Source organism: Jiella flava (assembly GCF_017349315.1).
Classification (GTDB): Bacteria; Pseudomonadota; Alphaproteobacteria; order Rhizobiales; family Rhizobiaceae; genus Jiella; species Jiella flava.
The window spans coordinates 580,804-596,197 of record NZ_JAFMPP010000001.1; the positions used below are offsets into that span (position 1 = coordinate 580,804).

The 15,394-nt window shown below is 64.6% G+C and carries 12 protein-coding genes; 2 read left to right on the top strand and 10 right to left on the bottom strand.

The window, feature by feature from the left end; translation table 11 throughout:
- Positions 1-41: 41 nt before the first annotated feature.
- Positions 42-2,288: a methyl-accepting chemotaxis protein gene (locus J1C48_RS02565; protein WP_207256070.1), complete on the top strand. Its 2,247-nt coding sequence runs from the start codon at positions 42-44 to the stop codon at positions 2,286-2,288.
- A gap of 175 nt (positions 2,289-2,463) precedes the next feature.
- Positions 2,464-3,336, top strand: coding sequence for an NAD(P)-dependent oxidoreductase (locus J1C48_RS02570; protein WP_207256071.1), 873 nt, complete (start codon positions 2,464-2,466; stop codon positions 3,334-3,336).
- An 87-nt stretch (positions 3,337-3,423) separates the two neighbouring features.
- Here the strand turns inward: J1C48_RS02570 and J1C48_RS02575 are convergent, their stop codons facing one another.
- From J1C48_RS02575 to J1C48_RS02620, 10 genes are all read right to left on the bottom strand, one after another.
- Positions 3,424-3,909: an Lrp/AsnC family transcriptional regulator gene (locus tag J1C48_RS02575; RefSeq protein ID WP_207256072.1), complete on the bottom strand. Its 486-nt coding sequence runs from the start codon at positions 3,907-3,909 to the stop codon at positions 3,424-3,426.
- Between the two features lie 92 nt (positions 3,910-4,001).
- Positions 4,002-4,781 (bottom strand): succinate dehydrogenase iron-sulfur subunit, encoded by a 780-nt coding sequence (locus tag J1C48_RS02580; protein WP_207256073.1) that lies wholly within the window; start codon positions 4,779-4,781, stop codon positions 4,002-4,004.
- A gap of 390 nt (positions 4,782-5,171) precedes the next feature.
- On the bottom strand, positions 5,172-5,927 hold the full coding sequence (locus tag J1C48_RS02585) for a hypothetical protein (protein ID WP_207256074.1): 756 nt from the start codon (positions 5,925-5,927) through the stop codon (positions 5,172-5,174).
- Between the two features lie 245 nt (positions 5,928-6,172).
- A complete protein-coding gene (sdhA, locus tag J1C48_RS02590; RefSeq protein WP_207256075.1) occupies positions 6,173-8,032 on the bottom strand; it encodes a succinate dehydrogenase flavoprotein subunit in 1,860 nt (619 codons plus the stop codon).
- Between the two features lie 3 nt (positions 8,033-8,035).
- A complete protein-coding gene (gene sdhD / locus J1C48_RS02595; RefSeq protein WP_207256076.1) occupies positions 8,036-8,413 on the bottom strand; it encodes a succinate dehydrogenase, hydrophobic membrane anchor protein in 378 nt (125 codons plus the stop codon).
- Positions 8,414-8,427: 14 nt separating this feature from the next.
- The gene (sdhC, locus tag J1C48_RS02600; protein ID WP_207256077.1) at positions 8,428-8,820 is read right to left on the bottom strand and encodes a succinate dehydrogenase, cytochrome b556 subunit; all 393 of its coding nucleotides are present in this window, start codon (positions 8,818-8,820) and stop codon (positions 8,428-8,430) included.
- Between the two features lie 287 nt (positions 8,821-9,107).
- Positions 9,108-9,602, bottom strand: a complete 495-nt coding sequence (locus J1C48_RS02605; RefSeq protein ID WP_207256078.1) for a GNAT family N-acetyltransferase — start codon at positions 9,600-9,602, stop codon at positions 9,108-9,110.
- Positions 9,603-9,689: 87 nt separating this feature from the next.
- A complete protein-coding gene (locus J1C48_RS02610) occupies positions 9,690-13,280 on the bottom strand; it encodes an efflux RND transporter permease subunit (RefSeq protein WP_207256079.1) in 3,591 nt (1,196 codons plus the stop codon).
- On the bottom strand, positions 13,277-14,509 hold the full coding sequence (locus J1C48_RS02615; protein ID WP_231081532.1) for an efflux RND transporter periplasmic adaptor subunit: 1,233 nt from the start codon (positions 14,507-14,509) through the stop codon (positions 13,277-13,279). Before J1C48_RS02615 ends, J1C48_RS02610 begins: the two co-directional genes overlap by 4 nt.
- A complete protein-coding gene (locus J1C48_RS02620) occupies positions 14,487-15,233 on the bottom strand; it encodes a TetR/AcrR family transcriptional regulator (RefSeq protein ID WP_207256080.1) in 747 nt (248 codons plus the stop codon). The genes J1C48_RS02615 and J1C48_RS02620 overlap by 23 nt, the downstream gene beginning before the upstream one ends.
- Positions 15,234-15,394: the final 161 nt, after the last annotated feature.

The window sequence follows — 15,394 nt, forward strand, 5'->3', positions numbered from 1 at the left end:
GAACTATCACAACGCAACAATCAGTTTTAGAGATGATCACCATGCGCCTTGCTTCTCTCTCGATCCGTGCCAAATTTGCGCTCGTCGTCGTCGGTGCGGCGCTCATCGCCGGTACGGCCGTTGGGCTTTTGAGTTATCGCATCGGCAAGGCCGGTCTCGAAGAGGCAAGCGAAGCGCGTCTCGATATGATCGCCCGCTCGCGAACCGAAGCCCTTCAGGCATATCTCACCCGCGCCGAGCAGGGACTGGCGGAAATCGCCCAGAACAATACGATCGGCGACTCCATGGACAGTATGGACACGGTGCTGAGCGCCGAGCGCGACAAGATTGAGCAATTCTTCCAGGATCCGTCCAAATCGCGAGAACAGCGCATCGCCTATGATGGCGACGGCTCGAAACTGATTTACGCTCTCAAATACAACCGCTTCCACGCCTCGCTGGTCAGCGCGCTGAAAAACGCGCACGTCTCCGACATCTACATCATCGACAAGAACGGCACCGTCGTCTTCAGCGCCACCAAAGGGCCGGAGCTGCTCAAGAACGTCGCCACCATCGAAGACGGCGTCCTTGCAAATGTGGTGAAGCGTTCGAAGGAAGCCGGCGAAAGCGTGGTGACAACCGGCCTGATGAATTACCAGAGCGAGACGAGCCAGCGCTCGGCCTTCATCGCCCGTCCGCTCGACTATAACGGCTGGGGCAAGACCGAACGCCGCGGCACGGTAATCATCCGCATCGGTCTTAACCAGCTGAATAGGGTGATCGCACCAAACGACACCGGCCACGACATCAACTTCAGCCTTCTGATCTCCAGCGACGGCGCGCTGCAGGCCGGTCGCGGGGAAAGCGATATCAAACAGTTGCCCGCGCAGCTCGTTGACGCCAGCGACGCCGACACCGCCGGCTCCGGTTTCGCCCCCCTCGGCGGCAAACAGGTCTTCTTCGTCTGGCAGCCGCTCGACTTCCTGCATACCCCGATGATCCTGGCGATCGGCGAGAATGAGGACGTTATGCTGGCGCCCGCCAAGAAGCTGGCCAACTCGGCGCTGCTGACGACGCTCGGCATCGTGCTCGTCATGGCGCTTGTCGGTCTGATCGCTTCGACCCGCCTCACCCGCCCGCTGGTCAGCCTGGCCGATCGGATGAACCGGCTGACGGCGGGCGACAAGGCCATCGAGATCGAGGGGGCCGAGCGCAAAGACGAGATCGGCGCCATGGCACGAGCGCTGGAATCCTTCAAGCGCAACGCCATCGAGAAGGACGAGATCGAGGCGCAGACCCTCGCCAAGGATCAGGCGATTGCCGAGGAGCGCGGGCAGGTGACCGCCGAGCGCGAACGCCATGCGGCGGAGATTCAGTCCGCCGTGTCGGTGCTGGCCGATGGCATGAAGGCGCTGGCGGCGGGCCAGCTCGCCCTTCGCATCACCACGCCCTTCCCGGCCGCTCTCGATAATCTACGACTCGACTACAATCGCTCGCTTGAGCAGCTCTGCGACACGATCTACGCGATTCGCGAATCGGCCAGCGTCGTGCGAAACGGTTCGGCCGACCTGCGACACTCGTCGGAGGAGCTGGCGAAGCGCACCGAGCGCCAGGCTGCGACACTGGAAGAAACCGTCGCCTCGCTCGCCGAGACCGACGAATTCATCCACGTCTCGCTGACCTGCTGCGACGAAGCCGTGAAGACCACCGAGCGGACCGTCGACGACGCCAGCCGCTCCTCCGCCGTGGTGCATGAAGCGATCGCCGCCATGGAGCGTATCGAAGGCTCCTCCAAGGAGATCGAGACAATCATCGGCGTGATCGACGAGATCGCCTTCCAGACCAACCTTCTGGCGCTGAATGCCGGGGTCGAGGCGGCCCGGGCCGGTGAATCCGGCAAGGGCTTTGCCGTCGTCGCCCAGGAGGTGCGCGAACTTGCCCAGCGCTCGGCCGGCGCGGCCGCGCAGATCGGTAAGCTGATCAGGCGCTCCAGCGACGAAGTCAAAGGCGGGGTCGGCCTGGTGCGACGGACCGGCGAGGCGCTCGAACAGATCGAGAGCAACATCCAGTCGGTCAGCGCCAGCCTCACCACACTCTCCAGCACCTCTCGCGATCAGGCCCTCAGGCTCGGGGAGATCAGCACCGCGATGCGCGACCTCGACCAGGTCACCCAGCAGAACGCCGTCATGGTCGACCGGACAGCTGCCTCGAGCCAGGAACTCGCCGCCGAGGGCGATCGCCTTGGCGAGCGCGTCGACACCTTCGCCCTGCCCCGTCAGGGGGCAACGCCGATCGCCAACGCGGCCTGAGCCGAAACCAAGCCGCTCCAGCCGCCATTGCAGCGCCCCGTATCCTCCAGGATGCGCGGCGCTGTCATTTTTGGCGCCGTTTGCAGGTCGGAGCGGCATCAGTTTTCGCGGCAAGCCGATTGAAAACGCCGCGCGCGCCGATAATTTGCCGGGCAAAGCAAGGGAAGGACGGACAATGGCGAAGGTCGCATTCATCGGGCTCGGCGTGATGGGCTATCCCATGGCGGGTCACCTGAAAACCAAGGGCGACCACGACGTCACCGTGTTCAACCGCACCAGCCAGAAGGCCAAGAGCTGGGCGGAGAAATATGGCGGCGGCCATGCCCCCACCCCGCGTCAAGCCGCTGAAGGCGCTGATTTCGTCTTCCTCTGCGTCGGCAACGACGACGACGTGCGCTCGGTGGTCTATGGCGACGACGGCGTCTTTTCCGGCATGAAGAAGGGCGCCACCCTCATCGACAACACCACGGCGTCGGCGGAACTCGCCCGCGAACTCGCCGAAGCTGCCGAAAACGAGGGCTTGAAGTTCATCGACGCGCCCGTCTCCGGTGGCCAGGCCGGGGCCGAAAACGGTGTCTTGACCGTCATGTGCGGCGGCGGCGAGGCCGATTTCGACACCGCCAAGCCAGTGATCGAATGCTATGCTAAAATGGTCGGGCTGATGGGCCCCGCCGGCTCCGGCCAGCTCACCAAGATGATGAACCAGATCTGCATCGCCGGGCTCGTCCAGGGGCTGTCGGAATCGATCGCCTTCGGCCAGAAGGCCGGTCTCGACATCGAAAAGGTCGTCTCGGTGATCTCCAAGGGCGCCGCCGGATCCTGGCAGATGGAAAACCGCCACAAGGCCATGGACGAGGGCCATTACGACCACGGCTTTGCGGTGGAATGGATGCGCAAGGACCTCGGCATCTGCCTAGCCGAAGCCAAGCGCAACGGCGCACGGCTGCCGGTGACCGCGCTCGTCGATCAGTTTTATGCCGAGGTCGAAGCGATGGGCGGCAAGCGCTGGGACACCTCCAGCCTGCTGGCGCTGCTCAATCGCAGTTGAGGCCGGCTCCGCGGCGATCCCGATTGCGGCGACGTCAAGCGCGGAGGCCCTCGATGATCGACACCCCGGCGGTACGCTGTCGGCCGCTCAGTCGCCGCGCGGTTCCTTGTCGAGCACCATGTAATCGAGCGGCAGCTCGGTGGTGTATTTGATCTGCTCCATCGCGAAGGACGACGACACATCACGGATCTCGATCTTGGCGATCATCCGCTTGTAGAAGGCGTCATAAGCAGCGATGTCGGGCACGACGACCCGCAGCAGATAGTCGACGTCGCCGCTCATCCGGTAGAACTCGATCACCTCCGGAAATTCGCCGATCACCTCGGAAAACCGCTTCAGCCATTCGGTCGAATGGGAATTGGTGCGGATCGCGACGAAGACCGTGACCCGGGCATTCACCCGCTCCGGATTGAGGATCGCCACCCGGCGCCGGATGACGCCCTCTTCCTCCAGCCGCTGGATACGCCGCCAGCACGGCGTCGTCGACAGGCCGACACGCTTGGCGATGTCGGCGACGGCGAGCGTCGCGTCCTCCTGGAGAAGCCGCAGGATCTTTTTGTCGAGCCGGTCCATCTCTCGCCCCTTTCGAGCGATGCATATTCAAGTCAGGGATTACAGAAGAAGGAGCGGCAAGGGTAGAGCGAGTCTGGCAGCGATAACGCCGCTCAGACCCGGCGCTCGACCATCATCTTCTTGATCTCGGCGATCGCCTTGGCCGGGTTCAGCCCCTTGGGACAGGCCTGGGTGCAGTTCATGATGGTGTGGCAACGATAGAGCTTGAACGGATCTTCGAGCGCGTCGAGCCGATCACCGATCGCCTCGTCGCGCGAATCGATCAGCCAGCGATAGGCCTGCAGCAGCACGGCCGGGCCGAGATAGCGCTCGCCGTTCCACCAATAGGACGGGCACGAGGTCTGACAGCAGAAGCACAGAATGCATTCGTAGAGGCCGTCGAGCTTCTCGCGGTCGTCGTGGCTTTGGCGCCACTCCTTCTCCGGCTGCGGCGATTCGGTCTTCAGCCAGGGCTCGATCGAGCGCAGCTGCGCATAAGGCACGGTCAGATCCGGGATCAGATCCTTGATCACCGGCATATGCGGCAATGGATAGATGGAGATCTCATCCTCGATCTCGTCCATGCCCTTGGTGCAGGCGAGCGTATTCGAGCCGTCGATATTCATCGCGCAGGAGCCGCAAATTCCCTCGCGGCAGGAGCGACGCAGCGACAGCGTCGAATCGACCTTGTTCTTGATCCACAACAGCGCGTCGAGCACCATCGGCCCGCAATCGGCGGTGTCGACATAATAGGTGTCGATCCGGGGATTCTTGCCGTCGTCCGGCGACCAGCGATAGATCCGGAACTCGCGAACCTCTTTGGCGCCCTCCGGTTTGCCCCAGACTTTGCCTTTGGTGATCCGTGAGTTCTTCGGAAGCGCGAGTTCGACCATGCCCTATCCACCCGGTACCTGTTTGGAATCGTTCGCACCATAGTGTTTGCGATGCAAAACGGAAGGCCTGTTTTCACCCGCCAACGACTTCTAATCGGTTGAAGCCCGGCGAAAAAATTTGCCGGACCATCCGGCGCCGGCAAAACCAGCTGACATGCCGCAGATCGCCCGCCGGAAAACGCCGCTCCCCTGAGCGCCCGCACGTCGAATCGCACCCGCGTCGAACGGAACGGTCACGATCGGCGTTCTTGATCCGGGCGATCGTCCATGAGCACCAAGAGACGGCCGTGCGAAGCCCCGAGGCGCATGATCTGCGAACCACGACCGGCCTCAGGCCCTGTCGAGCATTCACGGACCTGCGATCCAGCGTCATCGGATCGCACGCGGCCGTCACTGGCTGCCTTCGCCGGCCCCCGATTGCGGCTTGGCGGGCGCGGCCGGCGGCATTGCCGATGGTGCGGCGGGCTTGCTTTCCCCTGGAATATCGCTCCCCGCACTCTTCGGATCGGCCTTGCAGCTGGCGGAGGCGGCATTAAGGAAAGCAAAGATCGCCTTCTGATCGTCCTTGTGGACCTTGCCCTTCTTGATCAGCTGATCGGCGGTCGGCGGAGCGACCACGCTGGCGATCAGATAATCGCGCTGGGGTGGGGTCAGCTTGGTCATCGCCTCCTTGCCGAGGCAGGCGCAGGCGGCCGGCGACATGTCGCGAATCTGAATGCCGCAGAGATCGGCAATCATCCGGATCTGATTCTCCGCCGTCAGATGCGGCAGCTGGAATTTGTCGCCGACCGCGTTGCGCGGCTGGCCATCGGCGCCGACCGGATTATCGCTTGCAGCAGACGGATTCCGACCCGGCTTTGCGGCCTTCTCATCGCCGGAAGAACTCTGGGCCTTGGCAGGCGCCGAGCCGAGCGGCGCACCGCTTTCGGTGGCATCGCTTGCCTCGCCGCCGGACGCAGCCGGCTTCGTCGGCGTCTCGGTCTCGGCCGGCGACATCGGCTTCGGGGCGGCATTGGGCGGCAACACCAGATTTGGCTGATCCGCGTCCGTCCCTTTCGCCGTGTCGCTCGACTGGGCGAAAGCAGAGCCCAGCCCGATCGACAGCGCAGTGGCAGCCAATAGCGCCGTGCGAAGAACAGTCTGCATGCGAGAACCTCCCCTTGGATCGACGATCGCCGGATCGCCGCGTCCGCGTGCCCGAGGACCAGCATCTAGCGCGATTCGGGAGGAATGGCGAACGTTTGAGCCAGACAGGGCGGCGTTGCGTCGCGACCGATCCAACCTGCAGACCATGGCGACGATCGTTTGCAGCCGCCGGCTGTCGTGCCCGATGGAAGACATGGCATGCCCTCGTTTCGTTCGGGCCAAAGCGCCGGCGGCCGGCTTGATCGTCAGTACACCCGCTTCTTCGGCTTGATGTAGTCGATCTGGTTCGACAGCGTATAGCTGTGCACCGGCCGGTCCTCCAGCGTGATGGTCTTGTCGACCGTGTCGCAGAAGGCCAGCGTGTGCTTCATCCAGTTGGCGTCGTCGCGGTCCGGGAAATCCTCACGGGCGTGGGCGCCGCGCGATTCGGTGCGGTTGCGGGCCGAATCCATGGTCACCACCGCCTGGGCGATGAGGTTGTCGTATTCGAGCGACTCGATGAGGTCGGTGTTCCAGATCAGCGAGCGGTCGGTGACCCGGATGTCGTCCGAGGCCTTCCACACCTCGTGGATCTTGTGGTGGCCTTCCTCGAGCACCTCACCGGTGCGGAACACCGCGCAGTTCGACTGCATGGTGCGCTGCATCCGGTCGCGCAGCTCGGCCGTCGGCGTCGCGCCATCGGCGTAGCGGAAGCGATCGAGCCGGCCGAGCGCGTTGTCGCCGGCGCCGGACGGCAGCTCCGGCTGGTCCTCGCCGGCCTTCACCGTCTCGGCGCAGCGCAGCGCCGCGGCACGGCCGAAGACAACGAGATCGATCAGCGAGTTGGAGCCGAGGCGGTTGGCGCCATGCACCGAGACGCAGCCGGCCTCGCCGACGGCCATCAGACCCGGCACCACCGCATCGGGATCGCCGTCTTTCTTGGTCAGCACCTCACCGTGGAAGTTCGTCGGAATGCCGCCCATGTTGTAGTGCACGGTCGGCAGGACCGGGATCGGCTCCTTGGTGACGTCGACGCCGGCAAAGATCCGCGCCGATTCCGAAATGCCGGGCAGCCGCTCATGCAGCACCGCCGGATCCAGATGGTCGAGATGCAGGAAGATGTGATCCTTGGTCTTGCCGACGCCGCGGCCTTCCCGGATCTCCATGGTCATCGACCGCGAGACGACGTCGCGCGAGGCGAGATCCTTGGCCGAGGGCGCATAGCGCTCCATGAAGCGCTCACCCTCGGAATTGGTCAGATAACCGCCTTCGCCGCGCGCGCCCTCGGTGATCAGGCAGCCCGCGCCGTAGATGCCGGTCGGGTGGAACTGCACGAATTCCATGTCCTGCAGCGGCAGGCCGGCCCGCAGCACCATGCCGCCACCGTCGCCGGTGCAGGTATGGGCGGAGGTCGCGGAGAAGTAAGCGCGGCCATAGCCGCCGGTCGCCAGAATCGTCTTCTTGGCGCGGAAGCGATGGATCGAGCCATCGTCAAGGCAGAGCGCGACGACGCCGCGGCACACGCCCTCTTCGTCCATGATCAGATCAATGGCGAAATACTCGATGAAGAACTCGGTCGCGTGGCGCAGTGACTGGCCGTAGAGCGTGTGCAGGATGGCGTGGCCGGTGCGGTCGGCGGCCGCGCAGGTGCGCTGGGCCGGCGGGCCTTCGCCGAATTCGGTGGTCATGCCGCCGAAGGGGCGCTGATAGATCTTGCCGTCCTCGGTGCGCGAGAAGGGCACGCCGAAATGTTCGAGCTCGTAAACCGCCTGAGGGGCGTTGCGCACGAGATATTCGATGGCGTCCTGGTCGCCCAGCCAGTCCGATCCCTTGACGGTATCGTACATGTGCCAGCGCCAGTCGTCCTTGCCCATATTGCCGAGCGAGGCGGCGACGCCGCCCTGCGCCGCGACGGTGTGCGAACGGGTCGGGAAGACCTTGGTAACGCAGGCGGTCTTCAGCCCCGCCTGGGCGCAGCCGAGCGTCGCGCGCAGGCCCGCGCCGCCGGCGCCGACCACCACCACGTCGAAGGTGTGATCGACGAAACCGTAGGCCTTGCCGTTCTGAGCGGGCGCGGTGCGATGGGGCTGCCCGCCGGTGCCGTTGAGGGATCCGTTCTCAGCCATCGCTTATGCTCCAAAGCTCATCTTGACGATCGCAAACAGGCAAGCCGCCGCCACGACGATCGCGAAAAAAGTGTTGAGGATGAGGAGGGGCATCTTGGCCGCGCCGTGGACGTAATCCTCGAGGATCACCTGCATGCCGAGCTGCATGTGGATCGTCGCGGAGATCACCACCAGCGCCATGGCAATGCCGACGAAGGGGTTGGCGAAGGCCGCCCGCACGCCGTCATAGCTCTCATTCATCAAAGACAGGAGGAGGATCACGAAAAAGGTGATCAGGAAGACGTTGGCAACGGCCGTCAGGCGCTGCCGCCAGAAATGCTCGGTGCCGCCGGCCGCACCCATGCCGCGAACGCGACGAAGCGGAGTTCTGAAATCGCTCATGGCCTCGTCCCCTTTCAGCCGAAGATCAGAATGCCGAGCCAAAGCAGAACGGTCGCGGCGAGAGAGCCAATGATCGTCGCATTGGCGAGCGTAGTGGAGGTTGTCTTGGAGATCGCCCGGCCGGTGTCCCAGACGAAATGGCGAAGGCCGCCGAACATGTGATGCAGCAGCGCCCAGGTGTAGCCGAACAGGATCAGTTGGCCAATGATCGAGCCGAAGAAGGCCGAGGCCGTCGCGAAAGCAGCCGGGCCGCTCGCCGCTGCCACCAGCCACCAGACGAGAAGCAGCGTGCCGACATAGAGCGCCCCACCGGTGATGCGGTGCAATATCGACATCGCCATGGTCGGGCGAAACTTGTAGATCGAGATGTGCGGCGAGAGGGGCCGCGCAGATTTGACGTCCGACATCGTTGCCTTTCTGTCCCATGCTTTCGGCGCTTCAATCGCTGCGCTTTTTGGCGACGCGGAGAAGCTGTCGACCAATGGAAGCTTTCTAAAAGGACGAATGCCCTCATGAAAGCAAGCCTTTCGACGCAGTTGCGAGAAGAACCGCTCGGCTTAATCGATTAGCCCGGCTTTCACCCTCCGCGCTGCCCAGGCCAGGGCGCTCGATGCCGCCGCCGGGGCGAATCACTTCGCGGCACAATCGGGCAAAATGCTTGACGAATTGCCCCACCGGACAATCTCCTGGCCCATCACCGCCGGCTGGGATCACGATCGACAAAGCGGATGACGTAGCTCGCCCAATCGGCGGGTTCCGCGACTTTTTCGTAGAGCCTCCGACCGGTGCCGGGATTGCGCGGCGCATGCAGCACCAGCTTCGACCAGCCCCGGCCGTCGGCCTCCTCCGCCAACACGTCGATCATCGCCTTGGCGATGCCTTTGCGGCGATGGCGATCGTCGACGAAAATATGATCGGCAAGCCCCGATCGCATGCCCGTCCACACATCGGGAATGTCGTAAAACAGGATGAAGCCGACCAGCACGCCGTCGAGCCGCGCGCCGAGCACCTCGGCGGTGCGGTCCTGCAGCAGCTGTTCGGCATAGAAAGTGTCGGGTGATCCCGGCGGGCCGCGAAACAGCGCCTGATTATAGGCCGCGATCAGCGGTGCAAGATCGCGGGCATCCGCCAGCTTCAGCCGCCTGATGTCGATGTCCGGTGCCGGAACGTTGTCGCCGAGAGGTTCCATGGCGAGAGCTTGTTCACGGGATTGCGCCACCGGTCAAGAGCCTCGCATGCAACGCCCCGGACGCCGCCCACAGCCTTCGCCCGCGCTCTATTCGGCCGCGTGCGGATAGCGGCGCGGGCCTTGGCCGTCGCCGTCCGAGCCGCCGTCCCCGCCATCGCCGCCGGGCCGCGCGCCAATCTGATAGATCGCCGGCGGACCGTACGTGAAGCGCCCGTCGCCGCCGAGCGTCGGCTGCGGTCCGCCCGCCGGCACCGAGGCGCCATGGCCCGCGCCAGCAACCGGAACGAGCCCCGTACCCGGCTCGACCGGCTGGTTCGGATCGAGCAGCCAGCGGAACAGGCGGCCGGTCGCGTGGCTGAGGTCGTCCATCAGCGTATAGATCGACGGGATCAACACCAGCGACAGCACCGTCGAGACCAAGAGACCGCCGATCACCGCGATCGCCATCGGCGCACGGAACTCGCCGCCCTCGCCGGTCGCCATCGCCGCCGGCATCATGCCGGCCGCCATGGCAAGCGTCGTCATGATGATCGGCCGAGCCCGCTTCGATCCGGCGTCGATGATCGCCTCGGTCTGGCTCATACCGTGTTTTTCCCGCTCCACCGCGAAGTCGACCAGCATGATGGTGTTCTTCGTCACGATGCCCATCAGCATCAAGATTCCGATCACCACCGGCATCGAGACCGCCGTATGGGTCAAGAGCAGCGCGCCGATGACACCGGCAACCGAGAGCGGCAACGCCGCGAGAATGGTGATCGGCAGGAAGAACGAGCCGAACAGCAGGATCAGGACGACCAGCACCATCATGATGCCGGCCATCATCGCCGAGGCAAAGCCCGCGAACACTTCGCCCTGCACCTCGGCATCGCCGACCGCCTGCAATCGTACGCCGGCCGGCATGGTCTTCACCGCCGGCAGCTCTTGAATGCGCGCCGATCCCTGGCCGATCTCGTAGCCCGGCGCCATCGAGGTGCCAACCTTGACCAACCGGTCGCGGTCGAAGCGATTGATCGTCGAGGGGCCGCGGCCAAAGCCGATTTTCGCCACCGTTTCCAGCGGCACGGCGGCGCCCGAGGCGGTCGTGACCTTCAGATTGCGGATCGTCGCAAGATCCTCGCGGGCGCTCTTTTCCAGTTCGACCCGGATCGGGATCTGCCGCGCGCCGAGATTGAACTTGGCCAGATTGGCGCTGACATCGCCGATCGTCGCCACCCGCACGGTCTGCGAGATCTGATCGGCGGTGACGCCGAGATCGGCGGCGATGTCGAAGCGCGGGGTGATCCGGATTTCAGGCCGGGCAAAGGCCGCCATCGCCGAGGGGCTTTGGAACATCGGATCCTTGCGCATCTCCGATTCGAGATTGGCGGCAACGGCGGAAACCTTGTCGCCGTCGTTGCCGAGAATGCCGACCGTCAGCTCCCGCTCGCCCCGCTCATTGACGTAGAAGGCGCGAATGTCGGGGATCGCGTCGAGCTTTTGGGCGATGATCGGCTCGAGCTGCGACTGGCTGCGGATGCGCTTGTCCTTGCGCAGGAGATTGATCGTCAGCGCCGCGCGGCGCAGCTCCAGCGTTCCGGTCGGGCTGGAGCCGCCGATCACCAGCACGCTCTTCACCTCCGGCAATTTACGGATCGATTTGACCGCCTCGTCGGTGACCTTGCGGGTCTTCTCCAGGGTCGAGCCGGGCGGCAGTTCGAGCGAGACGACGATGCGCGAGGCGTCTTCTTTCGGGATGAAGCCGGTCGGCAGGAAGCGGATCGAATAGATCGAGGCGACAAACACCGCGATGCCGATCGTGAGCGTCACCCAGCGCATGCCGAACGGCAAGCGGAGCAGCCGGCGCTTGCCGTCCGGCCCCTTGCGCCAGAACGGCGTCGGCACGCGAAAGACGTGCAGCGTGCCGCTCAGGAAGGCGGTGTAGCCGCGATTGATCACGCCGACCTTGCCCGCCTCGTCATGCGGCCGCCCGAGATAGGCAAGAAGCACCGCCAGGCCGAACAGGCCGGCGGCCAGCAGCGCGGCATCGTGCCGGGCGGTGTCGAAATCGAGCGGCGGCAGAAGCGTCGACAGCGCCGATGTCGCGGCAAAATCCGGCAAAGCGGCCAAGGTGTAGAGGATCGCCGCGCCGACTGCCCAGAGCGGCACGATCCACAACAGCTTGCGCAGCAACAGCTGAACGAAGCCCGGCCCTTCATGGGCGTGCGGGCGGAAGAAATAGGCCGCCAGCATCGGCGTGATCAGCCGCGCGACAAGCAGCGAGAAAAACACCGCGATTGCCACCGTCAGGCCGAACTGCTTGAAATACTGACCGGCGATGCCGCCCATGAATGAGACCGGCGCGAAGACGGCGACGATGGTCGCGGTGATCGCGATGACCGCGAGGCCGATCTCGTCCGCCGCCTCCATCGCCGCGCGATAGGGCGGTTTGCCCATCGCCATATGGCGTTCGATATTCTCGATCTCGACGATCGCATCGTCGACCAGAATGCCCGTGACGAGGGTGATGGCGAGCAAGCTGACCAGATTGAGCGAAAAGCCCATCAGATCCATCACGCCGAAGGTCGGAATCGCCGCGAGCGGCAGGGTGATCGCCGCGACCAGCGTCGCGCGCCAGTCGCGCAGGAACAACAGCACCACGATCACGGCCAAGATGGCGCCTTCGGCCAGCGTTTCCATGGCCGACTCGTAGTTGCCATAGGTGTAGGTGACGCTGTCATCGATCTTGGCGAAGGTGACGTTCGGATGGTCCTTGCCAAGCTCGGCAACGCGTTTCGCCACGACGTCGGCAACGGTCGTGTCGCTGGCGCCCTTGGAACGAAGGACTGAGAAGGCGACGACGGGCTGGCCGTCGAGCCGGGCGAAGGACCGCGGCTCCTCCCAGGAATCGACCACGTCGCCGAGATCGGAAAGCTTGGCTTCACGCCCGCCCGGCAGCGGAATACGGGTGTCGGCGAGCCCGCTCACGGTATCAGCCGAGGCGAGCGTGCGGATCGCCTGTTCCTGTCCGCCGAAATCACCGCGCCCCCCCGACAGGTCGACATTGGTCGAGCGCAGCTGCTGGTTGATCGTTGCCGCGGTGACCCCAAGGGCCGCCAATCGGTCCGGATCGAGCCGCACCTGGATCTCGCGGTGGACGCCGCCCATCCGCTCGACCCGGCCGACGCCCTTCAGCCCCTGCAACGCCCGAACCACCGTGTCGTCGACGAACCAGGAGAGCTGCTCCGGCGTCATGCCCGGCGACGACGCCGCATAGGTCACGATCGCCTGGTCCTCGACCTCGATCCGCTGGATGATCGGCTCGTCGACCGAGCGCGGCAGGTCGGAGCGGATCTTGGCGATCGCGTCCTTGACGTCGTTGAGCGCCCGGTCGGTGTTCACCTCCAGGCGAAATTCGGCAGCCGTGACCGATTGGCCATCGGTGATCGTCGAGGTGATGTGCTTGATGCCGGAAATGCCGGCGATAGCGTCCTCGACACGTTTGGTGACCTGGTTTTCCAGTTCCGACGGCGCGGCACCCGACTGGGTGACGGTGACGGCAATCACCGGCACGTCGATATTCGGAAACCGGGTGATCGGCAGCGCCAGGAAGCTGTAGATGCCGAGCGCGATCAAGACGACAAACAGCAGGATCGGCGGCACCGGATGGCGGATCGACCAGGCCGAAAAGTTCCAGTTCATCGCGAAACCTTGCTGGCGGCGATCTGCACCGGCGTGACGGTGTCGCCATTGCGCACGAACGCGCCCGCAACCGCAACGACCGATTCGCCCTGCGCCACACCTTTGACGATTTCGACCTGGTCGGCGGTGGTCAGTCCAAGATCCACCACACGGCGCTCGACCACGCCGTCCTTGACCACCTGAACCGCCGCATCGTCACCCTCGAAGACCACGGCACTGCGAGGGACTAGCACACCGGTGCTTCTGGCCACCTCGACGACTCCGCGGGCGAAATTGCCGGCGCGCAGCCCCTCGGCGTTCTTTGGCAGGGCGATCTTGACCGTGCCGAGCCGGGTCGTCTGATCGACCTGCGGCGCAATCAACCGCACGTCGCCCTCGACCGGCTTGGTCCGGCCCGCCACATAGACGGCAACCGTCTGGCCCTCGGACAGCCGACCGAGCATTGTTTCGGAAACCTTGGCGTCAAGCTCGATCAACCCGTCGCGAGCGATTTCGAACAGGCTGCCGGAAGCGGACGAGACGATGGCGCCAAGCGTGGCAGTGCGGGACAGGATGAGCCCGGCCGTCGGCGCGCGGATGACGGTCTTGGCCTTTTTCAACAACCACTGATCGCGCTGGGCTTCTTGGGCCGCCAGATCGGCCCGCGACACGGCCAAGCCCTGCCGCGCGGAGTTGAGGCGCGCCGCAGCGCTGTCGGCGGCGGCCACCCGCTGGTCCATCTCGTTCTGGCCAATGATCCCCTTTTGCACCAACGGCCTCGAGCGATCGAGGGCGGCTTGCGCCTGCTTGGCCGCGGCCTCGGCATCGGCGATCTGCGCCTGCGCCTGGGCGATGGACGCTTTGGCGCGCTCGATCTGCGCAGCGTTGAGAGCGATATTCGTGTCGACGAAATCGGTCTCGAGCGTCGCCAGAACCTGTCCCTTCTCGACCCTGTCGCCTTCGTCCGCCGCCAACGACACCACCCGCAGACCGTCCACATCGGCGCCCACCGAAACGGTCTGGCGCGGCGTCAACGTGCCGGTGACGTCGACCCGCTCGACGATTTCGCCCGTTTTGGCGTCGACGACGGAAATGCTCGGCGGCCGCGGCGCGGCCATGCCGGTCGATGCCTCATTCGGCCCCTGCGCGCGGGCATCGGTTCCAAAGCTCAGGCCGAGCGCCGTCACCGCCAGAACGGCCAGGCACGCCAACCGTGCAACCGTCTCGTTACGGTCTGGGCGAGACGTCATCATCATCTCTCTCGTGCAGCGGGACCGTCAGCGTATCAAAGCTTGCCGCCCTGAATGTGCCATCCTCAGACACCGCGCCGCGTGCGCCATCCTTCGGGGCCAGAAGATTTTCGATGCAGCGTCTCATCTGCGGCTCCAGCATTTCCACGTCGACGTCCTGCCGAAGCTGGAGGTGCAGCACGAGACCGTCGGCGAGCGCGAAGATCACCGTCAAGGCGGTCTTAAGGTCGATGTCGACATCGATCTCACCACGCTCGCGGGCATCGAGCAGCAGCGCGTGCAAGGTCTCGCGCACGTGCGTCTCGATCTCACAGAAGCGCCGGCCCACCGCCGTGTTGCGGATGCTTTCGGACCAGATCTCAATCGTGAGGCCGCCGGTCGTTCGATCGCGGGTCGAGCGCAGATATTCCATGCCGACTTGCACGATGCGATCGATCACCAGACCGTCTTTCCACAAGCCTTGCATGCAGGCGGCGGCACGATGACGCTCGTCCTCGGCGATGGCCTCGATGATCGCATCCTTGGACGGGAAATAGCGATAGAGCGCGCCTGGGCTCATTTGTGCCTGCGCGCAAATCTGATGCATCGAGGCACTATGGAAGCCGAGGCGGGAAAAGCAGCCGCGAGCCGCCTGCAAAATCTGCTGACGGCGCTGCTCGAAGGGCGTGACCTCAGCCTGAGACGCATTCGCCGCGATCCAAACCGGTTCCGCGATTTCCGCCATAAAACCTCAATTTCTCGAGCTTACGCCGGCGACCCGCCGGAAAGACGGGCGGCATCTGCCGCTACGAGAGCGAACGATCGTTCGCATTACGTAGCGGCGGATCGACGGAAATGCGAGCGCTTTTTTGCCCCAACGGAGCGCGATCGGCCGCACAATTTCGC